The organism is Streptomyces sp. SCSIO 30461, from assembly GCF_037023745.1.
In the GTDB taxonomy this organism is placed as follows: Bacteria; Actinomycetota; Actinomycetes; order Streptomycetales; family Streptomycetaceae; genus Streptomyces.
Genome location: NZ_CP146101.1, coordinates 2,736,695 through 2,757,668, shown reverse-complemented (window position 1 = coordinate 2,757,668; position 20,974 = coordinate 2,736,695). Strand labels below are relative to the sequence as shown.

The window sequence follows — 20,974 nt, the reverse complement described above, 5'->3', positions numbered from 1 at the left end:
ACGCTCACCCCGCCGTGTCACGCCCGTCTCGCGGCGCGAGGACCGCCCAGGCATCGTCCTCGGTGGCCCTGGCGTTGAGGAAGTAGTCGGCCCACTCCCCCACCTGCTCGAACGTGGAGTCCGCGACGACGCTCGCCATCGCGGCCGCCACGTCCATCGGCGTACGCCGCAGCCCGACACCCGGGCCGAGCAGCGCCCAGTGCGCTCCCGACCTGCCGTATGGCATGCCCACACTGCCCGGGTTCACCACCAACAGGCCCGCGGCGAGACGAGTGAACGGCATGTGGGTGTGGCCGCAGACGACCGTGGTGACCTGGGGGTCGACCTCGGCGAGCACCTCCGCCCACCGCGCGGGGTCCGAGTCGACCAGGACCACCTCCTCGTCGGAACGGGGAGTGGCATGGCAGAAGAGCACCCGGCCGAGCCCATCGACCTCCAGGATGAGCGAAGTCGGCAGCCCTTCCAGGAAGTCGACATGCTCCTCGCGAAGGCCTTCGGCGGCCGATTCCCCGATGGGGTCGGGAATGGAGACGCGCGACCCGCGCCGGAACTCGACGAGTTCGCGGTCCGCGTTGCCCCTGATCCACGCCACGCGGTCGCCGAGGCCGAGGAACCGGTCCATCACTCTGGCGGACTGGGGGCCGCAGGTGATGTCACCGGTGAGCACGATCAGATCGGCGGCGGCCACATCGGGCTCGGCCAGCACCGCCTCGACCGCAGGCAGCACGCCATGGACGTCGGAGAGTACGGCTACACGACTCAGCATGCCGACAAGTATTCAACAGCCCTTTCCCTTAATACTGCAACCGCATGTGGCGTGACGGTAGGCGTTGTCGCTCGTTGGTCTGACAGTGTGATCAGTCGCTGACGGTTGAGCAGATCGAGTCGTGGTCCGAAGGGATAGCGGGGTTGCATGCCCGGTTCGGGCATCGTTTTGGCAGGTCGGAGCCGCGCGATCGGGCTCTGGACTATCTCAGGGGCCTGCTGGCGCCCTTGGGGAAGAAAAACGGATGGACGCTGGCGGAGCAGGTCGGCCAGCTCCGTCCGGACGGTGTGCAGCGCCTGCTGAACCACTCCGAGTGGGACGAGGACGCGGTCCGCGATGATGTCCGGGACTTCGTGGTGGAGAGCACCGGCGCCAAGGACGGTGTGCTCATCGGGGACGACACCGGCTTCCTGAAGAAGGGCACCAGGTCAGCCGGTGTCCAGCGGCGATATTCCGGTACCGCGGGCCGCACCGAGAACTGCCAGATCGGCACCTTCCTGGCCTACGCCTCCGCCAAGGGACGGGCACTGATCGACCGGGAACCCTATGTCCCGAAGTCCTGGACCGACGACCGCGACCGCTGCCGGAAGGCGGGGATCACCGACGAGGTGCCGTTCGCCACGAAGATCGAGCACCTCAAGTGGATGCTGCAACGCGCCATCGACGCAGCGGTACCGTTCGCCTGGGTCACCGCGGATGAGGCATACGGGCAGGTCGAACACTTCCGCACGCGGCGGGAGGAACGCCGGGTGGCATATGTGCTGGCCACCAAGGTCAACGACACCGTCACCACCGCCGACGGTAGCGATGCCCGTGATCAGGTAGTTCTGCACGGTGATCTTCCGCAGCACCTGGACCGCGGGCAGTTGACGCAGCCAGGCCGGCGCGGCCGCCTGGTAGACCGCCCGCAGCAAGGCCACCGCGTCGCGGCCGTAGTCCAGTGCGAGCTGGTCCCGCTGGGCCTGGGAGCCGGGCGGACGCCAGGACTCATCGATCCGCCGCCCGCAGCGGCGGTTCCACTCACCGGTTGCCAGGGCCTGCGCCACCCAGTCGGGGGCCGCAGCGGACAGGGCCTCCAGCGTGGCCCGCACCGTCTCCCCGGCCAGCTCCAGCCGGTTCAACTCCCGCACCGCCGCCGGCACATGGGTGGAATCGGTACGCTGCTTGCCTCCTGCCTTGACCAGGCCCTTCTCCTTCAACGCGGCCAGCAGCAGATCCAGCACACGCTCCTCCAAGCCGTGCTCGACCACCCGGGTACGGAACTCCGACAGCACCGACGCATCGAAACCGACGTCCTCCAGCTCCAGACCCAGGCAGTACTTCCACGACAAGTCGAACCGGACTCTGTGCGCGGAGGCACGGCCGGTCAGGTTCTCCGCCTTCTGCAGCACGGTCACCATCGCGAGGCGCCCCGGCGACCAGCCACGCCGGCCCCTGCGGCCGAACGCCTCGGCGAACTCCGCATCCGCGAACAGCTCACCCAGCTCGTCCCGCACCCGCATCGCCAACGGCAGTGCCCCGCGTCCTGCCATGGCCCGTGCGACCCGCGCCGTCGCCTCGGGGACCTCGGGCCACTCCTCCGGCCGCAACGACACCACACCACCCCCGGCAACCGGGAACGACAAGACCGGCCACCACAGTGCCAACGCCATCCCCCGACCCCAGGACACGACATTTGGCCAGCAGGATCCAGGGTCAGCTCATCGGTGTGCCCCGTGCCGGTCGTCGGCCACGGGCCCGTAGACAGGTTCCCACATGGCGTCCCGGACGGCCTGCACCGGATCGTCGAGTTTGGCGGCGGCCACCTTGTCCTCGACGGCCGCTTGGATCACTGCCAGCGCGATCGTCGCCGACGAGGCGCGCAGGTTCTCCACCGGTGGCAGTAGCGGGCCTTCCTCGCCGGGCTGGTGGACCTGTCCGGCGACCGCCTCGGCGGCGGCCCGCAGCATGCGCGGGGTCACCCGCTTGGCCTGGGACACCACCACACCGAGGCCGAGCCCGGGGTAGACCAGGGCATTGTTGCCCTGGCCGATGACGTGCCGGACCCCGTTCAGCTCCACGGGGTCGACCGGGATGCCGGTGACGCACAGGGCCCGGCCGTCGGTCCAGGCCAGCAGATCGGCGGGCATCGCCTCTATCCGCTCGGTGGGATTGGACAGCGGGAAGATGACCGGACGGTCCACGTGCCGGGCCATCTCGGCCACCACGTCCCGGGTGAAGGCGCCGCGCGCGGTCGAGGTACCCACCAGGATCGTGGGCTGCACGTTCTTCACGGTCGTCAGCAGGTCGATCGGGCCGCCCGTGACCCAGCCATTGACCTCCGACGCCGGCCGGGCATAGCCTTGCTGGTAGTCCCGCAGATCTTTCATGCTGTCCAGCAGCAGCCCCTGCCTGTCGACCAGCCAGACGCGCCGGGCCGCCTCCTCCTCGTCCAGGCCGTCCAGGATCATGGACTCGCGCAGCTGGTCGGCGATGCCCACACCGGCCGTACCGGCGCCGAACACCACCACCCGCTGGTCACGGAACGGCACCTTGGTGACCTTCAGGGCCGAGATCGCCGCGGCCAGGGTGATGGTTCCGGTGCCCTGCATGTCGTCGTTGAACATCCGGTAGTTCTGGCCGTACGTCTCCAGAATGCGCCGGGCATTGCCCGGACCGAAGTCCTCGAAGTGCAGCAGGGCGTTGGGATACAGGGACGAGGCCGTCTCGAGGTACGTCCGGACGAACTCGTCGTACCGCGCACCGCGCACCCGGCTGTGGCGCGCGCCGAGGTACAGCGCATCGTTGAGCAGATTCTCGTTGTCCGTGCCGACGTCGAGCACCACCGGGATGCAGCGGCCGGGGTGGAGCCCGGCTGCTGCCGTGTAGACCGCGAGCTTGCCCACCGAGATCTGGACGCCGTTGACTCCCCAGTCGCCGATGCCCAGGATCTCCTCGGCGTCGGTGACCACCAGCAGGTCCACCTCCTCGGGGCCCAGCCCGAGCGCCTCGAACGACGGCCGTACGTCCTCCGGCCGGTCGATCGACAGATACACCCCACGAGGACGACGGTACTCATGGCTGTACTTCTTGATCGCCTCGCCCACGGTCGGGTCGTAGACGATGGACAGCATCTCGGACAGGTGGTCCGTCAGCAACCGGTAGTACAGCACCTCGTTCCGGTCGTGCAGCTGCTCCATGTAGACGTTCTTGGCCAGGTCGTCCGGCTGTCGGCACAGCTGCTCGTAGGCACGGCGTGCCTGCTGCTCCAGGGTGAGCACAGCGTCGGGCAACCGTCCTACGAGCCCGAGACGCTGGCGCTCCTCCGCCGTGAAGGCGGTCCCGCGGTTAGTCAAGGGGTCACTCATGACCTGGGGCATCCCGGTACGATGCATTTCCGGCACTCCTGCATCAAGAGATCATTTCTCCCCCTAGTGTCTCGTGTTCCGTTGATGTCATGCCAGTTGACGCCACGCAAGGCGCTGACCAGCACCTTCAGGTCGAGCGCGAGTGACACGAAAAGAATCACGAGACACAAGGGCAGGGTAACCCCCCACCCCCTGGCTCGCATCCGCAGAGCCTGATCACGGGGCGTAATCAACGGCTCGACCTCGCAGCACGCCACGAGTGGCCACTGCCCGAATCCAACTTCCATGACCCCCGGCCCACGCCGCTTCTACACCGTCCGAGTCGACCGCTGGTGGCTGCTGGACGTCGACCGCTGACTCCTCGACAAACAACGACCAGCGCTTCGAGGTCCCCTCCAAGCCCTCACCTCACCCGGCTTCAGCAGTCTGCTCCCGCGAAGTGCTCCCGCACCAGTGCGCCCACCACATCCAGATCCTGGTCGATCAACGCGTCAAGCAGCGCGGTGTGTTCGGCAGCGTCGGCAATCAGCAGGGCGCGCGGTGGCGGCTGAGCGGCGGAGTCGACGGCGGCGCGGGGGGCGAGCAGCGGCCACTGGGAGCGGCGGTGCAGTTCGTCGGCGATGGTGACGAGTCGGCCGTTCCCTGCGAGGGAGAGGACGGCACGATGGAAGGCACGGTCCGATTCCGCGTAGACCGCGCGGTCGCCGGTGGCGGCCGCCCGTGCGGTGGCGTCGGCGAGCGGGCGCAGCTCGCTCCAGCGGGCGGCGGGGACGGTCCGGGCGAGCCGCAGGACGACGGGCACCTCGATCAGGGCGCGGACCTCGGCGAGCTCGGCCAGCTCGCGGGCGTCGCGTTCGATGACTCGGAAGCCGCGGTTGGGGACGACCTCCACGGCGCCTTCGGTGGCCAGCTGCTGCATCGCCTCGCGTACGGGGGTGGCGGAGACGCCGAAGCGCTCGGCCAGCGCAGGGGCGGAGTAGACCTCGCCCGGGGTCATCTCACCGCCGACCAGGGCCGTACGCAACGCCTGGAGGACCTGGCCGCGCACGGAATGGCGGCGCACGGCCCTGACGGGGGGACGCGGCCCCGGGATGTGCCCGGCGACAGGGGCGCCGGGGGCCGTGGGCTCGCTGTGCGTGTGTTCACCGCGCACGCCGTCGGCTGCTTCACTCGGGGACCCCGGCGGACGCGTCGCGGAAATACCGCGCGCTCTGCGCTGCTCCACTCGGGATCCTCCTCGGCGTCGGCCTGGTGCGAGCCCGGCACATACCCACATACGCTGACACCGGGACTGGAAGCCCCCAGTGTAAAGGGGCAAGCACCAGCCGAATCGGATAAGGTTAGGCTAACCTACCAACGATCGCGATTCGGTGGTCCGTCCATGACCGTCTCCCACGCAGTCAGCCCCGGCGCTCAGCCCGGGGTCACGGCTGCCACCGCCGGGACACCCGTCACAGCCGCGTACACACGGCTGACCGAGGTGTTTCCCGGACTCACGATCCAAGAGCTCGCGGACGGCGAACCGACCCCGCGGGATGGCGGCTGGGTCACGGCGGCCGACCTCGCGGCCGGCGGACCGGCGCTCGATGCCTTCCTCGCCTGGGACAACGCCCAGGTGCTGCGTGACTACGGCCGCCAGGCACGTCCCGACGTGGTCGCCGGCTTCGGGCTGCACCGGTACGCCTGGCCCGCCTGCCTGCTGATCACAGTGCCGTGGTTCCTGCACCGGAGGGTACCGCGGGTGCCCGTCGAGGACGTGGCCTTCCAGCGCGGCCTCGGCCGGATGACCGCCCGGGTGCGCGAATTCGCCTGCCTGCCCGTCGACCCCGCCGCCACCCACCCGGGAGCCCGTGTCGTCGCCGACGAGGAGGCTCTGCGCACCGAGGTACGGGACGCGGTCACCGAGCACCTCGCCCCCGTACTCGAAGGCATCGGCCCTCGGATGCGGCGGGGCAGGCGCGCCCTGTGGGGCATGGCGACCGACGAGGTCGTCGAGGGGCTCTGGCACATCGCCCATCTGCTGGGGGAAGAGCAGCGAGGCATCGCGGAGCTCGAAGCGCTGCTGCCGGGCACGGTGAAGCCGTACGTCGGAACGCCTGGCTTCCGTGACCTCATCCGCCCAGACGGGACACCGCTACCCACCCGCGACCGGGCGAGCTGCTGCTTCTTCTACACCCTCCGGCCCGATGACACCTGCCTCACCTGCCCGCGCACCAGCGACGCTGACCGGCTGCGCAGGGCCGGGTAGCCCGCGCACCCGAGTGAGCCGACCATGGGCAGGAGCCCGGATGACGGTCGGCTCACGACGGGCCGCCGCTCACGTGATACGCGCCCGGCCAAGGCATGTCACACCCCCCGCCGCACCGGATCTTCTCGCCCCGAGACCGAAGCGCACCTGACCGGCACGAACTCTCCACCGACTCCACCCCGGACACCGTTGCGTCACACGGCGGCCTCGGGGCGAGGCGCGCATCCGGCACGAGCGGGGGCGGCCGAACCGGAACGATCACTTGGCGTTCGAGTGATCGAACTCATGTCCACACACACAGAAGCGTTCGAATAGTACGTACCTATTTGTCATCTATTCGTCTACGGCTGTGCCTCGATGGCGTTCTCTTGCCACAAAACACCCTGCCTGTAACGGGACTTCGGCCAGTATGACGCCCGAAAGGCCCTACCGCGGTGCAGTAGCAAGGATGCAAGGGACCCCGATGAGACTGACCGACATAGCGCTGAACTGGCTGCTTCCGGGTGGCGTGCTGCTCGCGGGCGCCGTGGCGGTGGCGGTGCTCGCGCGCGCCAAGCGTGCCGGCAGAGGCTCCGCAGCCGAGGACTCCTGGGAGCGCAGCGAGGAGCGCAGGCGCCGCAAGGAAGCGATCTACGGGACCGCTTCCTACGTACTCCTCTTCTGCTGCGCGGCAGTGGCCGCGCTGCTGTCCTTCCATGGACTGGTCGGCTTCGGCCGGCAGAACCTGAACCTCTCCGGAGGCTGGGAGTACCTGGTGCCGTTCGGCCTGGACGGCGCCGCGATGTTCTGTTCGGTGCTTGCCGTACGCGAGGCCAGCCACGGCGACGCCGCCCTCGGCTCCCGGTTGCTGGTGTGGATGTTCGCCGGCGCCGCGGCCTGGTTCAACTGGGTGCACGCGCCACGCGGACTCGACCACGCGGGCGCCCCCCAGTTCTTCGCAGGCATGTCGCTGTCCGCCGCGGTGCTCTTCGACCGGGCGCTCAAGCAGACGCGCCGGGCAGCGCTGCGCGAACAGGGACTGGTGCCGCGCCCGCTGCCGCAGATCCGGGTAGTGCGCTGGCTACGGGCACCCCGCGAGACCTTCGGCGCCTGGTCGCTGATGCTCCTCGAGGGCGTACGCACACTGGACGAGGCCGTGGACGAGGTGCGAGAGGACCGCCGCGAGAAGGAGCGGAACCGGCTGCGCCGACGTGAGCAGGACAAGCTGGAGCGAGCCAGGCTCCGGGCGCTCAACCGACAGCACCGCGCGTGGAACCGGGCCCGTGGCGGGCGGCAGGTGGACGTCACCGCGATGGGCGGCTCGGCGGGCTCCCCACCGGCGGCCGTAGGGTCATCAGCGGAGCCTGCCCTATCCGAGACAGGACAACTGCCCGCTCCCTCCCGGCCCTCCCTTCAGGCCGTACGAACCACTGAGGCCCGCACCCCCGTCACGGTCGACCTGACCGCCGAGGACGACACTCAGGCGCTGCCGCGGCTGGACTCACTGGAGCGCAAACTCCAGGATCTCGAGCGGCAGTTCGGCTGAGGCTGTCCCGCAGTCTCCGATGGGACGGTGCGCCGGGCACCTGCCTCGGCTGCCCGGTCAGGAGGTGTGACCGCCGACCGGGCCGAGGCACGCCGTCACTTCCTGGCACCGTCCAACTCGAACCACACCACCTTGCCCAGGGCGTGGGCTCGCACCCCCCAGGCATCCGCCAGGTTCTGCACCAGTAACAACCCCCTGCCGTGCGTGCTGTCATCACCCACGGCAGGCACCGGCAGATGCGGATCCGCCACTCCGGTGGTGAAGTCCCGCACCTCGACCCGCAGCCGGGCGGGCGCGACGGTTGCCGTGACCACCGCGCCCTCGTCGGTGTGCACCAGCGCATTGGTCACCAGTTCACTGATCAGCAGCTCCGCCACGTCGGCCGAGCCCGATTCGCTCCAGTCGCCGTGCCCCAGCAAATCGCGCAGCGCGCGTCGCACTTCGGGCACGGCTCGCAGATCCGACCTGGCCACTCTGCGTCGCAACTGGGCGGGCTCGGACCTTCCCTGACGCCTCGTCATCATCCCCCACAGCACGTCGGAACGGTCCCTTCGTCTCGCCCTGCTCGCAGTCCGAGCAGGCACCCCGAAATGCATGCCCCGCCTCTGAGCCGCCAACGCATGCGAATTCACGGGGCGTGATTGCAGAGGTACCCTCCGTTTCGTCAAGGACGCGGTACGTTCCGCAGATCGGAACGAGCCATCTGCACCATCCGGCCGACACCACCCTCCAGCACGATCTTGCTGGCGGAGAGCGCGAAACCTGTGGCCGTCTCGGCGCGGATCTTCGGCGGAATGGACAGCGCGTTGGGGTCGGTGACGGTATCCACGAGGGCGGGACCCTTGTGCGCGAAGGCCTCCCTCAACGCCCCGGCGAGCCGTTTCGGCTCCTCCACCCGCACACCGTGGACACCAGCCGCACGGGCGATCGCCGCGAAGTCGGGGTTGCCGTAGGCCGTCCCGTACGGAGGAAGTACGGCCACCAGCATCTCCAACTCCACCATACTCAGAAAGGAGTTGTTGAAGAGCACGACCTTCACCGGCAGGCCGTACCGGACGAGGGTGAGGAAGTCGCCCATCTGCATGCTGAATCCACCGTCACCGGACACCGACACCACCTGCCGGTCCCCGTCGATGAACTGCGCGCCGATGGCCTGGGGCAGCGCATTGGCCATCGAGCCGTGGCTGAACGAACCGATGATCCGACGTCGCCCGTTGGGCATGAGCTAGCCCACACATCGCACATCTCGGTGTCCACAGTGCACACCGCGTCATCCGCAGCGAGTTCATCGAGCACAGAGGCCACGTACTCGGGATGGATCGGAGTGTGCTTGTCCACCGTGCGGGTGTACGCCCTGATGACTCCTTCGAGTGCGTCGGCGTACTTCCTCAGCATCTTGTCGAGAAAGCGCCGGTCGTTCTTCGCGCGTACCCGCGGAGTGAAACAGCGCGGTGTCTCACGTACATCGCCCCAGACTGCGAGGTCGAGCCCGGACCGGCGGCCGAGGCGCTCGGGCCGCACATCGATCTGGGCGACCCGGACGTCGTCGGGGAGGAAGGCGCTGTACGGGAAGTCCGTGCCGAGCAGGATCAGCAGATCGCACTCATGGGCGGCCTCGTAGGCGGCGCCGTAGCCGAGCAGTCCGCTCATACCGACGTCGTAGGGACTGTCGTACTGATCCACTCCTTGCCGCGAAGCGCATGACCGACAGGTGACTTGATGCGCTCCGCGAACTGCATGACCTCGGCGTGCGCGCGGGCCGTTCCCCTACCACGGAAGAGGGTGACACGGTCGGCCTCGTCGATCATGCGGGCCCGGGTCCGCGGGAACCGGCACAGGCGGCGAGCCGGTCGGTGATCTGTGCCTCGGCGCCGGCGGCGAAAGCCGCGGTCTCCTCCTGGCTCACCTGGATCCAATCGATGCCCGGGGTGCGCCGGACGGCGTCGACGGCAGGGTTGAGGCTGTCGTCGACGACTCCGTACGGTCGGCGCACACCGGCCCGGACGAGCGTGTCGACGAACTGTTCTGCGACGTTCTGCTTGACCATGGGTCCATCCATCCCACGGCCGGTACCCTCACGCCTCCCAGACCGCGCAGGCCGTACGGTCGTCGGCGTAACCCTTCACCCTCGACTGGATGTCGGCGAGGTAGGCGGCGAGTCCGGGCGGCGCCGATCCGGACCAGCGCCGGGCCAGCCGATCGGTCAGGGCCGGTTCGCCGCGCAGCGGATCGGCGAGGCCCGCGCTGCACAGCAGCAGGGTGTCGCCTGGGCGGGCCACGGAGGCGCGGAAGCGGAAGGGCTCGGCCGGCGGCGGCACTGGTGCGTCGATATGCGGCGCCGGTGGTGTGGCGATGCCGAGGTCCATGGTGAGCCGGTCGCCATCGGGTGTCTCCGACGGCGGGGACGCCGGAGACCGCGGGGGCTGCGTCGAGGGTACGGAGCCGTAGCCGGCCACGGGCTCCCCGGGTGCTACGGCAACCTCGGGTGCCCGCGGGTCGAGGTCCTGCCAGACGCCGTCCCGCAGCCGGAAGAGCCCGCCGTGGCCGACTCCGAAGAACACCCGGGTACGGCAGTCGGGGTCAGCCGACAGCAGCAGACAACGCAGTCCGGCCGTGTACTCGTACGCAGGCACGTCCAGTTCTCCTGCGCGGGCGCGGAGCTTGCCGAGGGAGCGGTCGGTGAGCCGGTGCAGTCCTGACTTGAGGTCACCCCGGCGGCCGGTGCGGATGTCGTCGGCCAGCCGGGCATGACTGCGGCCGACGGCCGACCCGATCCAGCGCGAGAGGTCCGCCGCGGCGAGATGTGTCCGCTCACCGGCGCGGGCACCGGTGGCCACGGCCACCAGCACCAGGGCTTCCGTGCCGCTGCCGAAGCGCGCGGTCAGCAGGACGTCGCGGCGGGGTTCACCGCGGAAGCGCGCGGAATCGCCGCGAACGGACGCGGCGCGCAGCGTGTACGTGCCGTACGAAGCCCCGTCGAGCACGGTGTCAGCCGCGAGTGCGTCGAGTTCGTGGGGGTCGGCGGGTGGCAGCGCGGTGGGCTCGGGGCTGTAGGTCGGCGGACCGTCACCCACGTGGCTGACCGAGGGGCGTACGGACGGGTTGTCCCGGGGGGCGGGGACGGTGTCGGCCGCGCGCCCCGTCCCGAAGCCGGTGGCGACGGGGCGCTGCTCCGGTGGTACCGGGGTGCCGGACAGCGCGCCGGATGGGGACTCCCAGGGGGCGCGGGCGCCGGGCAGCAGTGAGTCCCACCAGGCTCCGGGGCGTGCCGCACGGGGCGAGGCGGGCGCGGAGTCGGGCGCGGGAAAGGGTTTCGGCGATGCCGATGTCGTGGGCATCGACGGACAGGCGTCCGAGGATGCCACGGAGCCGGGTTCGGAACCGACCGTGTCCACCGCGGACGCGTACCGGTCGTCGACCGTGTCCCCCGCCGAGGATGCGGGACCGGTGTCCGGGGCGGACGCATCGTACAGCCGATGCCACCAGTCGTCGGCGAAAGCGGGTGTCTCCCCCTGCTCACTCATGGCTTCATTGTCCACCGCGAGCCCCGGGCGAAGGCGGGTCAACGGGAGAATTTGTCAGAACAAGTGAAGGAACAGGTATACGAATAAATGTACCTGGCAAGCCGTCATGGAACACGCTGACCTCACCCCGGTACGAAGTGGCGTATACCGCAGGAAGGGGGAATCGATGCCTCGTGGGATCCAGATACCGAGGTGGCCCTGGGTCCGGCCCACGACGGTAGGTCAGGCCCGGGGTGCCGGGGATGATGTACGTGGCAGGTTCGCGTGGCGGCCGGCCTGCGTCTCGTCGCGCCCGCTCGCCCGCTCGCCCGCTCGCCCGCGGCAAGGGGAACCGGGACAAGGGGGACAAGGGGACAAGGGGACAAGGGGAATGATCAGGTCCGGGGAGGGGTCTGGGTGCTGGGAGCAATAGGAATCGACGCGAGGCAGGAGTCGGCGTATCGCGCCCTGGTGGCGCTCGGGGCGGCTGAGGTCACCGATCTGGCACACCGGCTGGCGCTGCCCGAGGGGGACACCGAGAGCACCCTGCGCCGACTGGAGCGGCAGGGTCTCGCGGCGCAGTCGTCGGCCGGCGCGGGCCGCTGGGTGGCGGCGCCGCCCGCGGCCGCCCTGGGAGCACTGCTCACCCGGCAGCGCCAGGAGCTCGAACAGGCGGAGCTCGCGGCGGGGCTGCTTGCCAAGGCGTACCGCACGGAGGCCGCGGAACCGGCAGTGCACGACCTGATCGAGGTGGTGACGGGGGCAAGCGCGGTGGCCCACCGCTTCCGCCAGCTCCAGTCCGGCGCCACCACCGAGGTGTGCGCGCTGGTCACCGGGCAGCCGGTCGCTGTGACGGGCACGGACAACGAGGAAGCGCAGGTACACGCCGCACGGCGCGGCGTCGCGTACCGGGTGGTGATCGAGCGCGATGCGCTGGCCAGGCCCGCCGGAGTGACCGAGCTGGCCGCCGCGCTCGGGCGCGCGGAGCAGGTGCGCGCCGCGGAACGGGTGCCGACCAAGCTCGTGATCGCGGACCGGGCGCTGGCCATGCTCCCGCTCGCCGAACGAGGGGCGGAGCCGGCGGCCCTCGTGGTGCACCCGAGCGAACTGTTGGAATCCCTGTTGGGCTTGTTCGAGACGGTGTGGCGGGAGGCCATGCCACTGCGGCTCGGTGTGCATGCCCAGGTGACGGAGGACCAGGCACCGGGGCCTGACGCCGTGGACCTGGAGATCCTCTCCCTGCTGCTCGCAGGGATGACGGACACCAGCGTGGCGAAGCAGCTGGATCTGGGACTGCGGACGGTGCAGCGACGGGTGAGCGGGCTGATGGAGCTGGCGGGGGTGACGACCCGTCTGCAGCTGGGGTGGCACGCGTACGAGAAGGGCTGGATCGCCCGTGGCCCAGAACCGGTCAGGGCGCCGGAGTCGGGGGCCGGATCGGCGCCGCGGTGGGGACCGGCGCCGGGGACGGGCTGACGCCGCGCCCCACGACCTGCGGCGGCGGAGCCGCTCCGGCACCCTTGGCAGATGGTGGCATGGCAGCTCGTCCTGGTCGGCATGGTGATGCTGCTCGGCCTGCTCGGGGTGCTGGTACCGGGCGTTCCGGGCAGTTGGCTGGTCTGGTCCGGGGTGCTGTGGTGGTCGGCGCAGGAGCGGACAGCGTCGGCCTGGTGGCTGCTGGTCGGGTCAACGGCGCTGCTGCTGATCACTCAGATGGTGGTCTGGCAACTGGGCCCGCGCCGGATGCGAGGTGTGGGGATCACCCCCCGGATGGCGGTGTTCGCGGGCACCGGCGCACTGATCGGTTTCGTGGTGGTCCCGGTCGTGGGGGCGGTGGCGGGTTTCGTCGGCGGGGTCTACGGCTCCGAACGGCTGCGACTCGGCGGGCACGGCGACGCGATCACATCGACACGCACGGTGATGCGCGCGGCGGGGACGAGCGTACTGGTGGAGTTGCTCGGCTGTCTGCTGATCGTCGCGGCCTGGGCGTGGGTGGTGGTCGCGAGCTGAGCCGGATGGACCGAGGGCATGACGGCATCGACGCCTTCTTCGACCTCGCGGACACGATCATCACGGTGCGCGGCCTGATCCGCCGCGGGTGGACAACCCACCGCTGGGACGGCAGCCCGGGGCGACACCCGTGAGCACAAGCCCGTGAGCACCACAAGCGCGCTCAGCCCCGTGAGGTCGGGAGGCCGAGCCCGTCGGCCGCTGGAGCACGGGCAGAGGCCATTTTCGTCTACGCCCAGAGCCGCTGGCGAGTCCAGGCGGTGTCGGTGCGCCGGTAACGCAGCCGGATGTGGCGGCGCTGGTCGTCGGCCTGCCAGAACTCGGCTTCCCGGGCGGTCAGGGCGTACAGGGTCCAGTGCGATGCGACCAGGTCGGGCTGGGCGGCGAGCCGCTCCTGTGAAGCGCGCAGGAGCGTGGCGGCGCCGGCCGGGTCGTCCAGGACCTGCGACTGCCTGGCCAGCAGTGCCTCGGCCCGCGCCACCGGGGACCGGGCCAGGAAGTCCGCTGCGGAGCGCCGGGCCCCGGCCGAGGCGGCGGGTCCGGTGATCCGGATCTGACGAGCCTGCATCGGCCAGTAGAACACCATGGCCGCGTGCGGATTCTCGGCGATCTCAAGGCCCTTGCGGCTGGTCGCGCTGGAAGCGAAGTACCAGCGGCCGGCCGCGTCCACGTCCTTGCACACCAGCATGCGGGCGGAGGGCCGCCCCCGTACGTCGGCGGTGGCCAGTGCCGCGGCGTGAGGGGACGGGACCCCGGCGTCGATGGCGGCGAGCAACCAGCGAACGAACAGTGCGACCGGGTCGGCGGGGACATCCTCGGGATCGAACACCGGCACCGGGTCCGCGAACACCGGCAGGGAGCGCAGCAGAGCGTACATGTCGCGCCCGTCAACGCCCTCGGCAGCGGTGGGGCCCTCCCGATGCACTGTGTCGCCGACCGATCCGGCGCCATGGTCGTCCTGCATGCTGGCGGCCCTTCGACGTGGTTACGACGGGTCCCGCCCATGATCCCAGCAGCTCCGCTCCCGCCGCACCTGGAACAGCAACGCCCGGAGCAGGTAACCGACCGGAGCCGAGATCCGGCCCACCAGCCTCGATGACAGGCAGACACAGACCGGCCCCGACCGACTACACAGCGTTCGCAACGGCACGTCCCCAAGACCCATGCCTGCCTCCCATCCCCCTCGTCTCGGACCGCCTATCCGCGCGAGCTCTCAGTGCGGGCAGGGCGCGACCCTGCCCCTACCGGCTCAGCGCATGTGACCCCGCTTGGCCTGCATGTTCGCGCGGCCCTCCGCGCCCTTCAACTTCCAGTCGCGGCGGATCTCCGCCCGCAGCCGCGCATCGGTCTTGGCGACGATGCGCTGATTCTCCCGCAAGAGCTTGCGGTAGCTCTCCAGGCGGCGCTGCGGCAACTGCCCGTCCTCGATCGCGGCCTGTACGGCGCACCCCGGCTCCACCTCGTGGGCGCAGTCGTGGAAACGGCACTCTTCGGCCAGGTCCTCGATCTCGGAGAAGGTCTGCCCGATGCCCGTGCCGGAGTCCCAGAGCCCGACGCCCCGCAGCCCGGGGGTGTCGATGAGCACCCCGCCACCGGGCAGGGCGAGCAGATTGCGGGTGGTCGTGGTGTGACGGCCCTTGCCGTCCACGTCACGGGCTGCCTGCACCGTCATGACGTCCTCGCCGATGAGCGCGTTCGCCAGAGTGGACTTGCCGGCGCCCGAGACACCGAGCAGCGCGCTCGTACCGCCGGAGACGACGGCCGAGAGCACCTCCATTCCCTCGCCCGTCAGCGCGCTGACGGGCAGGACGGTCACTCCCGGGGCGATTGCCCGGACATCGGCCTCAAGATGCGAACAGGTGGTCTCGTCCGCGACCAGGTCCGTCTTGGTCAGTACGACGACCGGCTCGGCGCCGCTCTCCCAGACCAGGGACAGGAAGCGCTCGATCCGGCCAAGATCGACCTCGACGGCGAGCGACACCGCGATGATCGCGTGGTCGATGTTGGCGGCGAGGATCTGGCCCTCGGAGCGCGTGGAGGAGGTGGAACGGACAAGTGCCGTGCGCCGCGGCAGATAGGCGCGCACATAGCGCGGCGTACCGTCCGCGTCGAGTACGGCCCAGTCACCGGTGCAGATCACGCGCAACGGGTCGTGCGGGGTCACGAAGGCGGTGTCGGCCCGGACGACTCCATCCGGGGTGATGACATCGCACTGCCCGCGGTCGACCCGTACGACCCTGCCGGGCACCAGGCGCTGTGCGAGGTGCGGACCGAACTCCGCGGCCCAGGCTTCGTCCCAGCCATAGGGAGCGAGGGCGTGCGCGGTCTCAGAAGTGATGGTGTCGTCGAACGAGTTGAACGAAGCGTGGAACAAGGGGAAGCCCTTCGAAGGGTGGCCCCGGCAAGCTGCGCGCTCTGCGCGCTGAGTGTGTCTGTGTGTCAGCCGGAGGCCACGGAGGTGGAAGCGGTGATGAACTCCTGAGTGCGGGCAGCGCCCGTCAGCGTGACGGTCATCAATGTCCTCACCTCCTGCTTCCTCAACGATCCGGCTTGTCCGAACAGGTACGGCACGATGCCGTGTCACGGACAGGTGGAACCATAGCCCGGCGCCTCATGCGGCACCACCGCATTTCGCGGGCCCGTGACGCCGATGCCCGATCGCCGGTCCCCGGTGCCGGCACCGACGCCGCTACGGGAGGGATCCGGCCTTCTCGTCCGTCCCCCGGTCGCGCAGGACGAACGTCACTCGCTGGAGGGTGAGGCCGTAGCTCTGGTGCGCCTCCGTGATCACGTGGGCGTCCACGACTCTGTCCACCCGGGGGTCCCGGAACCGGCGTGCCGACTGGTTCATGGCGATGTCGCCGTGGTCCGCGATCCACGCGGGTGTCTGCCGGTAGGCGCGGCGCAGTTCCGGGCGTTCCCGGATCTCCCGCTCCATGCCCCTCAGCCGCGGGTGGTCCGGGAACTGCTGGATGATCGCGGCGAAGTAGGCGAGCGTCGGCATGAGCCAGTCCTCGAACCAGGCGTCCCGGTCGCCTGCGCCGAGGATCAGATAGGAGTCGGGGTGGAAGAGGGTGTAGCGCAGCGCGTTGCGGAACGGGTGGGCGCTGACGTGCGGGCGCACATGCCGGAAGATGTCCCAGTAGGTCCGGTTGTGGATCACGACGTCGACGCACTCGGTGTGGGCCATCGACAGGTGCCCGATGCCGTCGATCAGCTCCTGGTAGAGAGCCATGTCCGGCCTGCGGCGCAGCTCGCTCGCCAGCGGCGCCGGCGGGAGCTTGCCTGTGAGCACATAGAGGTCCTTGCGGTTCTCGCCGCTCATGTGGAGCGCCTCGGCGAGGCGCTCCACCTCGTGTGTCTCCAGCCGGTAGGCGCGGGCCATCCAGTTCCGCAGCGACTTCGGGGAGATGCCCAGCCGGTTCGCCAGCTCCTTCCAGGTGAGCTCCTCGGCCTTGAGCAGCCGTCTCAGCAGCGCGACGATGAGAGCGTTCTGCGCACCCGGCTCCCCGGCCGCCGGGATCCGTTGTTCGGGGAGCGGCGTGGTCGGACGGGCGTTCCCCGTCAACAGCGCGAGCGCACGGCGGTCATCGGCGCCCATCTCCAGCGCGTCGGCCAGCCGCTCGGCCTTGGCCACCGGAAGCCGGTGGGCGTGCCTCAGCCAGTAGCGAAGCGAGTTCGGCGCGATGCCCATCTCGTCCGCGAGCCGGCGCAGGGTCAGGCCCCTCGCCTTCGCCGACCTGCCGACCAACTGCGCCACCATGGCGTTGCACGCCTCAGGCCCGGCCCTCACCGCTGATTCCACATCCGACCTCGACGTCCGGGTCACGGCCCCGGCGCCTCCCCCCTGTGCCGACGTCCCCTCAGCAGGATCACGGGCCGGTTCAACAGCCGGCCTCGCCCTACCTGATCTCGAACACTTTACCGACCGCGCGGGTCACAGACTCGGAACCGCCGGCGGATGTGAGGGCCGCCTCGATGTCCTGGCAGGGATCCGGGTCGATGCCGGTCCGCTCCGAGCGGCGGCTGCGGTGGCGGGAGCGCCGATTGTGCTGAAAGGTGTGAGGGAGTGGATACCTGTGCGAGGGTGCCCGGATTGAGGTGAGCAGCCTTGGCGACCACAGCGCGTGGGCTTCAGGGCACGCCCTGCTGGGTGAGCCTGCGAACCCAGGACATCGGTGTCGCGCAGGCGTTCTACGGATCCGTGCTCGGCTGGGAGTTCACGCCCGGTGTGCAGGGGCAGGGGGTGTATGCCGTCGCGCTGGCCAACGGTCTGCCGGTGGCCGGGCTCGTGGAGTCCACGCGGACCATGGGCGTGAAACTGCCCGCGGTCTGGACCGCGCATTTCGCCGCGGACAGCGCGGACGCGGTGGCCGCTCGGATCAGAGAGCGGGGCGGCACGGTGGCGGTGGGCCCGATCGCTTTCGGCCGAGGGCGCAGTGTCTGGGCGGCCGATCCTGGCGATGCCCTGTTCTGTGTCTGGGAGGGGCATGTCGACTCCGGCTGGCACGCCGGGCGCCGGATGAACGCCGTGGCGTGGCTGGAGCTGCGTACCGGGGACCCGTTCGCCGCAGCCTTGTTCTACGGCGAGGTGTTCGAATGGGACTCATGGGCGCCTGACCGTATCGATGTGCGATACGAGCACGACAGGGTGATGCTGTGCGCCGACGGCCAGGCGGTGGCCGGGATCTACGGCGGCGTGACAGAGGCTCAGGACTCGGTGGTCCGTCCGCAGTGGCATGTGCACTTCTGCCGTTCCGACGTCGACGCCGTGGTCGAGCGAGCCGGTGCCGCGGGCGGCTCGGTGGTCTGCGCACCCGAGGACACTCCGCTCGGAAGGACCGCGACACTGAGGGACCCCGAAGGGGGCCTCTTCCATCTCACCTCCGGGGAGCGGCAGTCGCCGGACCAAGGGCTGTCCCGCAGTCCCCAGCGGGCGCACGACACCGGCTACGGTGCTCCCCCCTGACTTCGCCGGGAGGTGCCCCCACGCTGCGTTGTCGAATCATCCGCATACGCCCGGCATGAGGATGGCTCTCCGCCTTGCGATGCGTCCCCTCGGCTCCAGGGGCCGGGGGAGACCCCATACATCCTGACGCCGCGCGCCGATCCGCCGGGCATCACGGGACACCCCTTTCAGGGGCCGCCCCCCTGAGGATCGCGCGCCGACGCGTCGTGTTCCAGCAGGCCGACCAGCGTGGGGACGTGGCTGGCCTCGACACTCTTCACCGATGTGACCAGCGTGACGGGACCTCCGGCGGCCAGTTCGCACAGGTGCGCGAAGGCCTGTGTCGCTGCGCCCGCTTCGAGCTCCCGCCGATAGCGGGCGTCGAACTCCGCGTAACGGGCAGCGTCCTTGTGGTACCAGGTACGCAACTCACCCGAGGGGGCGACCTCCTTGAGCCATTCGTCGATGGCCGCCCGCTCCTTGGACACACCGCGCGGCCACAGCCGGTCGACCAGGACACGGACGCCGTCACCCGGCTCCGGACTGTCGTAGACCCTGCGCACGGTGATGTCGCCCATCCCGTCAGCCTGATGCGCCGGACGCCGGTGCGCAAACTCGGCACCGCCCCCCATCTCGTCGCCTTGACGAAAATCAGGGAAACCCTTTATCGTCATCTGGACGATAATCAAGTCACGAGGGGGGCCACCCATGGCCGACATCACCCGGCGCCTCGGCTGGCGCCATCTGCGATGCGCGCCCACCGCCCATGTACGCCACCACTCCCGCGGCAAGGTGGCCCACGACGGCCCCGGGCTCAGCTTCTGGTACCGCGCGCTGACCGCCGCGCTCTCCGAGGTCCCGGTGGACGACCGCGAGTTGGCCATGACGTTCCACGCCAGGACATCAGACTTCCAGGACGTCGCGGTGCAGTCCACGGTGACCTACCGGATCAGCGACCCGGCCGCTGCCGCCACCCGGCTCGACTTCTCCATCGATCCCGACACGGGCACCTGGCGGGGCACCCCGCTGGAGCAGATCGCCACCCTGCTCACCGAGAGCGCACAACAGCACGCACTCGACGTACTCGCCCGTACCCCGCTTGCCGCCGCCCTCGCCGACGGCGTCACCGCCGTGCGTGAACGCATCTCGCGGGGCCTCGGCACGGAGCCACGGCTGACAGCGACCGGCCTTGAGGTCGTCGCCGTACGGGTGATCGCCCTGCGACCGGAGCCCGAGGTGGAGCGTGCCCTGCGCACCCCGGCGCGTGAGCAGATCCAGCAGGAGGCCGACCGCGCCACCTACGAACGGCGGGCCGTCGCGGTCGAACGCGAACGCGCCATCGCTGAGAACGAACTCGCCAGCAAGATCGAGCTGGCTCGCAGGGAAGAGCAGTTGGTGGAGCAGAACGGCGCCAACGCCCGCCGCGAGGCAGAGGAGAGCGCTGCCGCCGACGCCGTACGCGCCGAGGCCGAGGCAGCCCGCAGGGTGCGGCTGGCACAAGCCGAGGCGACGGCGGCCCGTGAGACCGGCGAGGCACGGGCCACGGCACAGGCGGCCTGGCTGCGGGTGCACGCCGAGACCGGGTCCGAGACCCTGCGGGCGCTGGCCGTCACCCGGCTCGCCGAGAACCTGCCCCGCGTGGACAGCATCACCCTCTCGCCCGATATCCTCACCGGCCTGCTCGCCAGGCTGGGCAGTGGGGAGCGTCCGCACGACGAGGAGGAGCGGTGAGTCTCGCCCCGCGTGCGGTACTGGTGCACCGCACCACCGAGTACGAGGAGCTGCTCGTTCGCCACGGGACCCACGGCCAGGCGGAGTTCTTCCTCTCATCGCGCGGCCGGAGCATCGCGGAGGTGGTCGAGCGCCACCAGCGCACCGCGCGCGCTCTGCGCGATGTCGCGGCGGCCGTGCCGCTGCGCTGGCGCCAGACCCGGGTGGAACGCGCCGACCTGGACCGCTTCCTGTTCGCGCCGCAGGACGTGGTGGTCGTGGTCGGCCAGGACGGTCTGGTCGCCAACACCGCCAAGTACCTCTCGGGCCAGCCCGTCGTGGGCATCGACACCGACCCGGGCCGCAATCCGGGTGTCCTCGTCCGGCACCGGCCCGCCGACACCGGTCGACTGCTGCGCGACGCGGCACTCCGAGGCGGCGGTACGGCGGACGAGCTGACCATGGTGGAGGCGGTCGCCGACGACACCCAGCGCGTAGTGGCACTGAACGAGATCTACCTCGGCCGCCCGGGACACCAGACCTCCCGCTACCGTCTCGACCTCCGGGAAGCGGTGGAGCCCCAGGCCTCGTCCGGGGTCCTGGTCGGCACCGGCACCGGCGCCACCGGCTGGCTGCGATCGCTCTGGCTGGAGCGCGGCTCCGCCACCCCGCTGCCCGGGCCCGCCGAACGCCGGCTGATCTGGTACGTACGGGAGGCATGGCCCTCGCCCGCCACCGGGACGTCCTTGGTGGAAGGCACCCTGGCCGCAGCGGACCGGTTGGCACTCACCGTGGAGTCCGACCGGCTGGTGGCCTTCGGCGACGGGATGGAGTCCGACGCGATCGAGCTGACCTGGGGTCAGACGGTGCGGCTCGGGGTGTCGGACACCTCGCTCCGGCTCCTCGTCTGACGCGGC

General features: G+C 70.3%; 16 protein-coding genes and 4 pseudogenes. 9 read left to right on the top strand and 11 right to left on the bottom strand.

All coding sequences use genetic code 11. The annotated features are described in order from the left end of the window. Window positions 1-4 precede the first annotated feature (4 nt). Window positions 5-766, bottom strand: coding sequence for a metallophosphoesterase family protein (locus V1460_RS12105; RefSeq protein WP_338673749.1), 762 nt, complete (start codon window positions 764-766; stop codon window positions 5-7). 113 nt (window positions 767-879) lie between these two features. Here V1460_RS12105 and V1460_RS12100 point away from each other — a divergent pair. Beyond that, window positions 880-1,608 (top strand): annotated as a pseudogene (locus V1460_RS12100) (IS701 family transposase); the annotation flags it as partial. A 387-nt stretch (window positions 1,609-1,995) separates the two neighbouring features. Here V1460_RS12100 and V1460_RS12095 read toward each other — a convergent pair. From V1460_RS12095 to V1460_RS12085, 3 genes and pseudogenes are all read right to left on the bottom strand, one after another. Next, window positions 1,996-2,268 (bottom strand): annotated as a pseudogene (locus tag V1460_RS12095) (transposase); the annotation flags it as partial. A gap of 198 nt (window positions 2,269-2,466) precedes the next feature. Further along, a complete protein-coding gene (locus V1460_RS12090; RefSeq protein ID WP_338673748.1) occupies window positions 2,467-4,113 on the bottom strand; it encodes an NAD-dependent malic enzyme in 1,647 nt (548 codons plus the stop codon). A 418-nt stretch (window positions 4,114-4,531) separates the two neighbouring features. Continuing rightward, window positions 4,532-5,389 (bottom strand): GntR family transcriptional regulator, encoded by an 858-nt coding sequence (locus V1460_RS12085; RefSeq protein WP_338673747.1) that lies wholly within the window; start codon window positions 5,387-5,389, stop codon window positions 4,532-4,534. A 105-nt stretch (window positions 5,390-5,494) separates the two neighbouring features. Between V1460_RS12085 and V1460_RS12080 the strand changes: the two genes are divergently transcribed. After that, a complete protein-coding gene (locus V1460_RS12080; protein ID WP_338673746.1) occupies window positions 5,495-6,361 on the top strand; it encodes a (2Fe-2S)-binding protein in 867 nt (288 codons plus the stop codon). 463 nt (window positions 6,362-6,824) lie between these two features. Next, complete coding sequence (locus V1460_RS12075) at window positions 6,825-7,886, top strand: DUF2637 domain-containing protein (protein ID WP_338673745.1); 1,062 nt, start codon at window positions 6,825-6,827, stop codon at window positions 7,884-7,886. Between the two features lie 95 nt (window positions 7,887-7,981). Here V1460_RS12075 and V1460_RS12070 read toward each other — a convergent pair whose 3' ends face one another. The 3 genes and pseudogenes from V1460_RS12070 to V1460_RS12060 all read right to left on the bottom strand — a co-directional run bounded on the left by V1460_RS12070 (window position 7,982) and on the right by V1460_RS12060 (window position 11,410). Then, the gene (locus tag V1460_RS12070) at window positions 7,982-8,410 is read right to left on the bottom strand and encodes an ATP-binding protein (RefSeq protein WP_338678009.1); all 429 of its coding nucleotides are present in this window, start codon (window positions 8,408-8,410) and stop codon (window positions 7,982-7,984) included. A 140-nt stretch (window positions 8,411-8,550) separates the two neighbouring features. Continuing rightward, window positions 8,551-9,933 (bottom strand): annotated as a pseudogene (locus V1460_RS12065) (thiamine pyrophosphate-dependent enzyme). A 28-nt stretch (window positions 9,934-9,961) separates the two neighbouring features. Then, window positions 9,962-11,410 (bottom strand): protein phosphatase 2C domain-containing protein, encoded by a 1,449-nt coding sequence (locus tag V1460_RS12060; protein WP_338673744.1) that lies wholly within the window; start codon window positions 11,408-11,410, stop codon window positions 9,962-9,964. A gap of 396 nt (window positions 11,411-11,806) precedes the next feature. Between V1460_RS12060 and V1460_RS12055 the strand changes: the two genes are divergently transcribed. From V1460_RS12055 to V1460_RS12045, 3 genes and pseudogenes are all read left to right on the top strand, one after another. Beyond that, window positions 11,807-12,865, top strand: a complete 1,059-nt coding sequence (locus V1460_RS12055; RefSeq protein WP_338673743.1) for a helix-turn-helix domain-containing protein — start codon at window positions 11,807-11,809, stop codon at window positions 12,863-12,865. A gap of 51 nt (window positions 12,866-12,916) precedes the next feature. Next, on the top strand, window positions 12,917-13,399 hold the full coding sequence (locus V1460_RS12050) for a DUF456 domain-containing protein (RefSeq protein WP_338673742.1): 483 nt from the start codon (window positions 12,917-12,919) through the stop codon (window positions 13,397-13,399). 8 nt (window positions 13,400-13,407) lie between these two features. Continuing rightward, a pseudogene (locus V1460_RS12045) lies at window positions 13,408-13,533 on the top strand (IS5/IS1182 family transposase); the annotation flags it as partial. Window positions 13,534-13,628: 95 nt separating this feature from the next. On the opposite strand, the gene V1460_RS12040 reads toward V1460_RS12045, so the two are convergent. From V1460_RS12040 to V1460_RS12030, 3 genes are all read right to left on the bottom strand, one after another. After that, window positions 13,629-14,363, bottom strand: coding sequence for a pyridoxal 5'-phosphate synthase (locus tag V1460_RS12040; RefSeq protein ID WP_338673741.1), 735 nt, complete (start codon window positions 14,361-14,363; stop codon window positions 13,629-13,631). 285 nt (window positions 14,364-14,648) lie between these two features. Next, window positions 14,649-15,773 carry a ribosome small subunit-dependent GTPase A gene (rsgA, locus tag V1460_RS12035; protein ID WP_338673740.1) on the bottom strand — a complete coding sequence of 375 codons (1,125 nt, stop codon included), beginning with the start codon at window positions 15,771-15,773 and terminating at the stop codon, window positions 14,649-14,651. Window positions 15,774-16,088: 315 nt separating this feature from the next. After that, a complete protein-coding gene (locus tag V1460_RS12030; protein WP_338673739.1) occupies window positions 16,089-17,192 on the bottom strand; it encodes a helix-turn-helix transcriptional regulator in 1,104 nt (367 codons plus the stop codon). A 360-nt stretch (window positions 17,193-17,552) separates the two neighbouring features. Here V1460_RS12030 and V1460_RS12025 point away from each other — a divergent pair, with 360 nt between their 5' ends. Further along, window positions 17,553-18,368, top strand: coding sequence for a VOC family protein (locus V1460_RS12025; RefSeq protein WP_338673738.1), 816 nt, complete (start codon window positions 17,553-17,555; stop codon window positions 18,366-18,368). Between the two features lie 167 nt (window positions 18,369-18,535). Here the strand turns inward: V1460_RS12025 and V1460_RS12020 are convergent, their stop codons facing one another. Continuing rightward, window positions 18,536-18,925 (bottom strand): DUF488 family protein, encoded by a 390-nt coding sequence (locus V1460_RS12020; protein ID WP_338673737.1) that lies wholly within the window; start codon window positions 18,923-18,925, stop codon window positions 18,536-18,538. A gap of 130 nt (window positions 18,926-19,055) precedes the next feature. Between V1460_RS12020 and V1460_RS12015 the strand changes: the two genes are divergently transcribed. After that, a complete protein-coding gene (locus V1460_RS12015) occupies window positions 19,056-20,078 on the top strand; it encodes an SPFH domain-containing protein (protein WP_338673736.1) in 1,023 nt (340 codons plus the stop codon). Beyond that, complete coding sequence (locus V1460_RS12010) at window positions 20,075-20,968, top strand: hypothetical protein (protein WP_338673735.1); 894 nt, start codon at window positions 20,075-20,077, stop codon at window positions 20,966-20,968. Before V1460_RS12015 ends, V1460_RS12010 begins: the two co-directional genes overlap by 4 nt. The last annotated feature ends 6 nt before the right edge of the window (window positions 20,969-20,974 follow it).

Excerpts from the sequence above, each read along its gene's own strand:
- V1460_RS12060 (WP_338673744.1), bottom strand. The coding sequence starts at position 11,410 with ATGAGTGAGCAGGGGGAGACACCCGCTTTCGCCGACGACTGGTGGCAT.
- V1460_RS12020 (WP_338673737.1), bottom strand. The coding sequence starts at position 18,925 with ATGGGCGACATCACCGTGCGCAGGGTCTACGACAGTCCGGAGCCGGGT.
- V1460_RS12085 (WP_338673747.1), bottom strand. The coding sequence starts at position 5,389 with ATGTGGGTATGTGCCGGGCTCGCACCAGGCCGACGCCGAGGAGGATCC.
- V1460_RS12105 (WP_338673749.1), bottom strand. The coding sequence starts at position 766 with ATGCTGAGTCGTGTAGCCGTACTCTCCGACGTCCATGGCGTGCTGCCT.
- V1460_RS12015 (WP_338673736.1), top strand. The coding sequence starts at position 19,056 with ATGGCCGACATCACCCGGCGCCTCGGCTGGCGCCATCTGCGATGCGCG.
- V1460_RS12075 (WP_338673745.1), top strand. The coding sequence starts at position 6,825 with ATGAGACTGACCGACATAGCGCTGAACTGGCTGCTTCCGGGTGGCGTG.
- V1460_RS12050 (WP_338673742.1), top strand. The coding sequence starts at position 12,917 with ATGGTGGCATGGCAGCTCGTCCTGGTCGGCATGGTGATGCTGCTCGGC.
- V1460_RS12070 (WP_338678009.1), bottom strand. The coding sequence starts at position 8,410 with ATGATGACGAGGCGTCAGGGAAGGTCCGAGCCCGCCCAGTTGCGACGC.
- V1460_RS12080 (WP_338673746.1), top strand. The coding sequence starts at position 5,495 with ATGACCGTCTCCCACGCAGTCAGCCCCGGCGCTCAGCCCGGGGTCACG.
- V1460_RS12090 (WP_338673748.1), bottom strand. The coding sequence starts at position 4,113 with ATGAGTGACCCCTTGACTAACCGCGGGACCGCCTTCACGGCGGAGGAG.
- V1460_RS12040 (WP_338673741.1), bottom strand. The coding sequence starts at position 14,363 with ATGCAGGACGACCATGGCGCCGGATCGGTCGGCGACACAGTGCATCGG.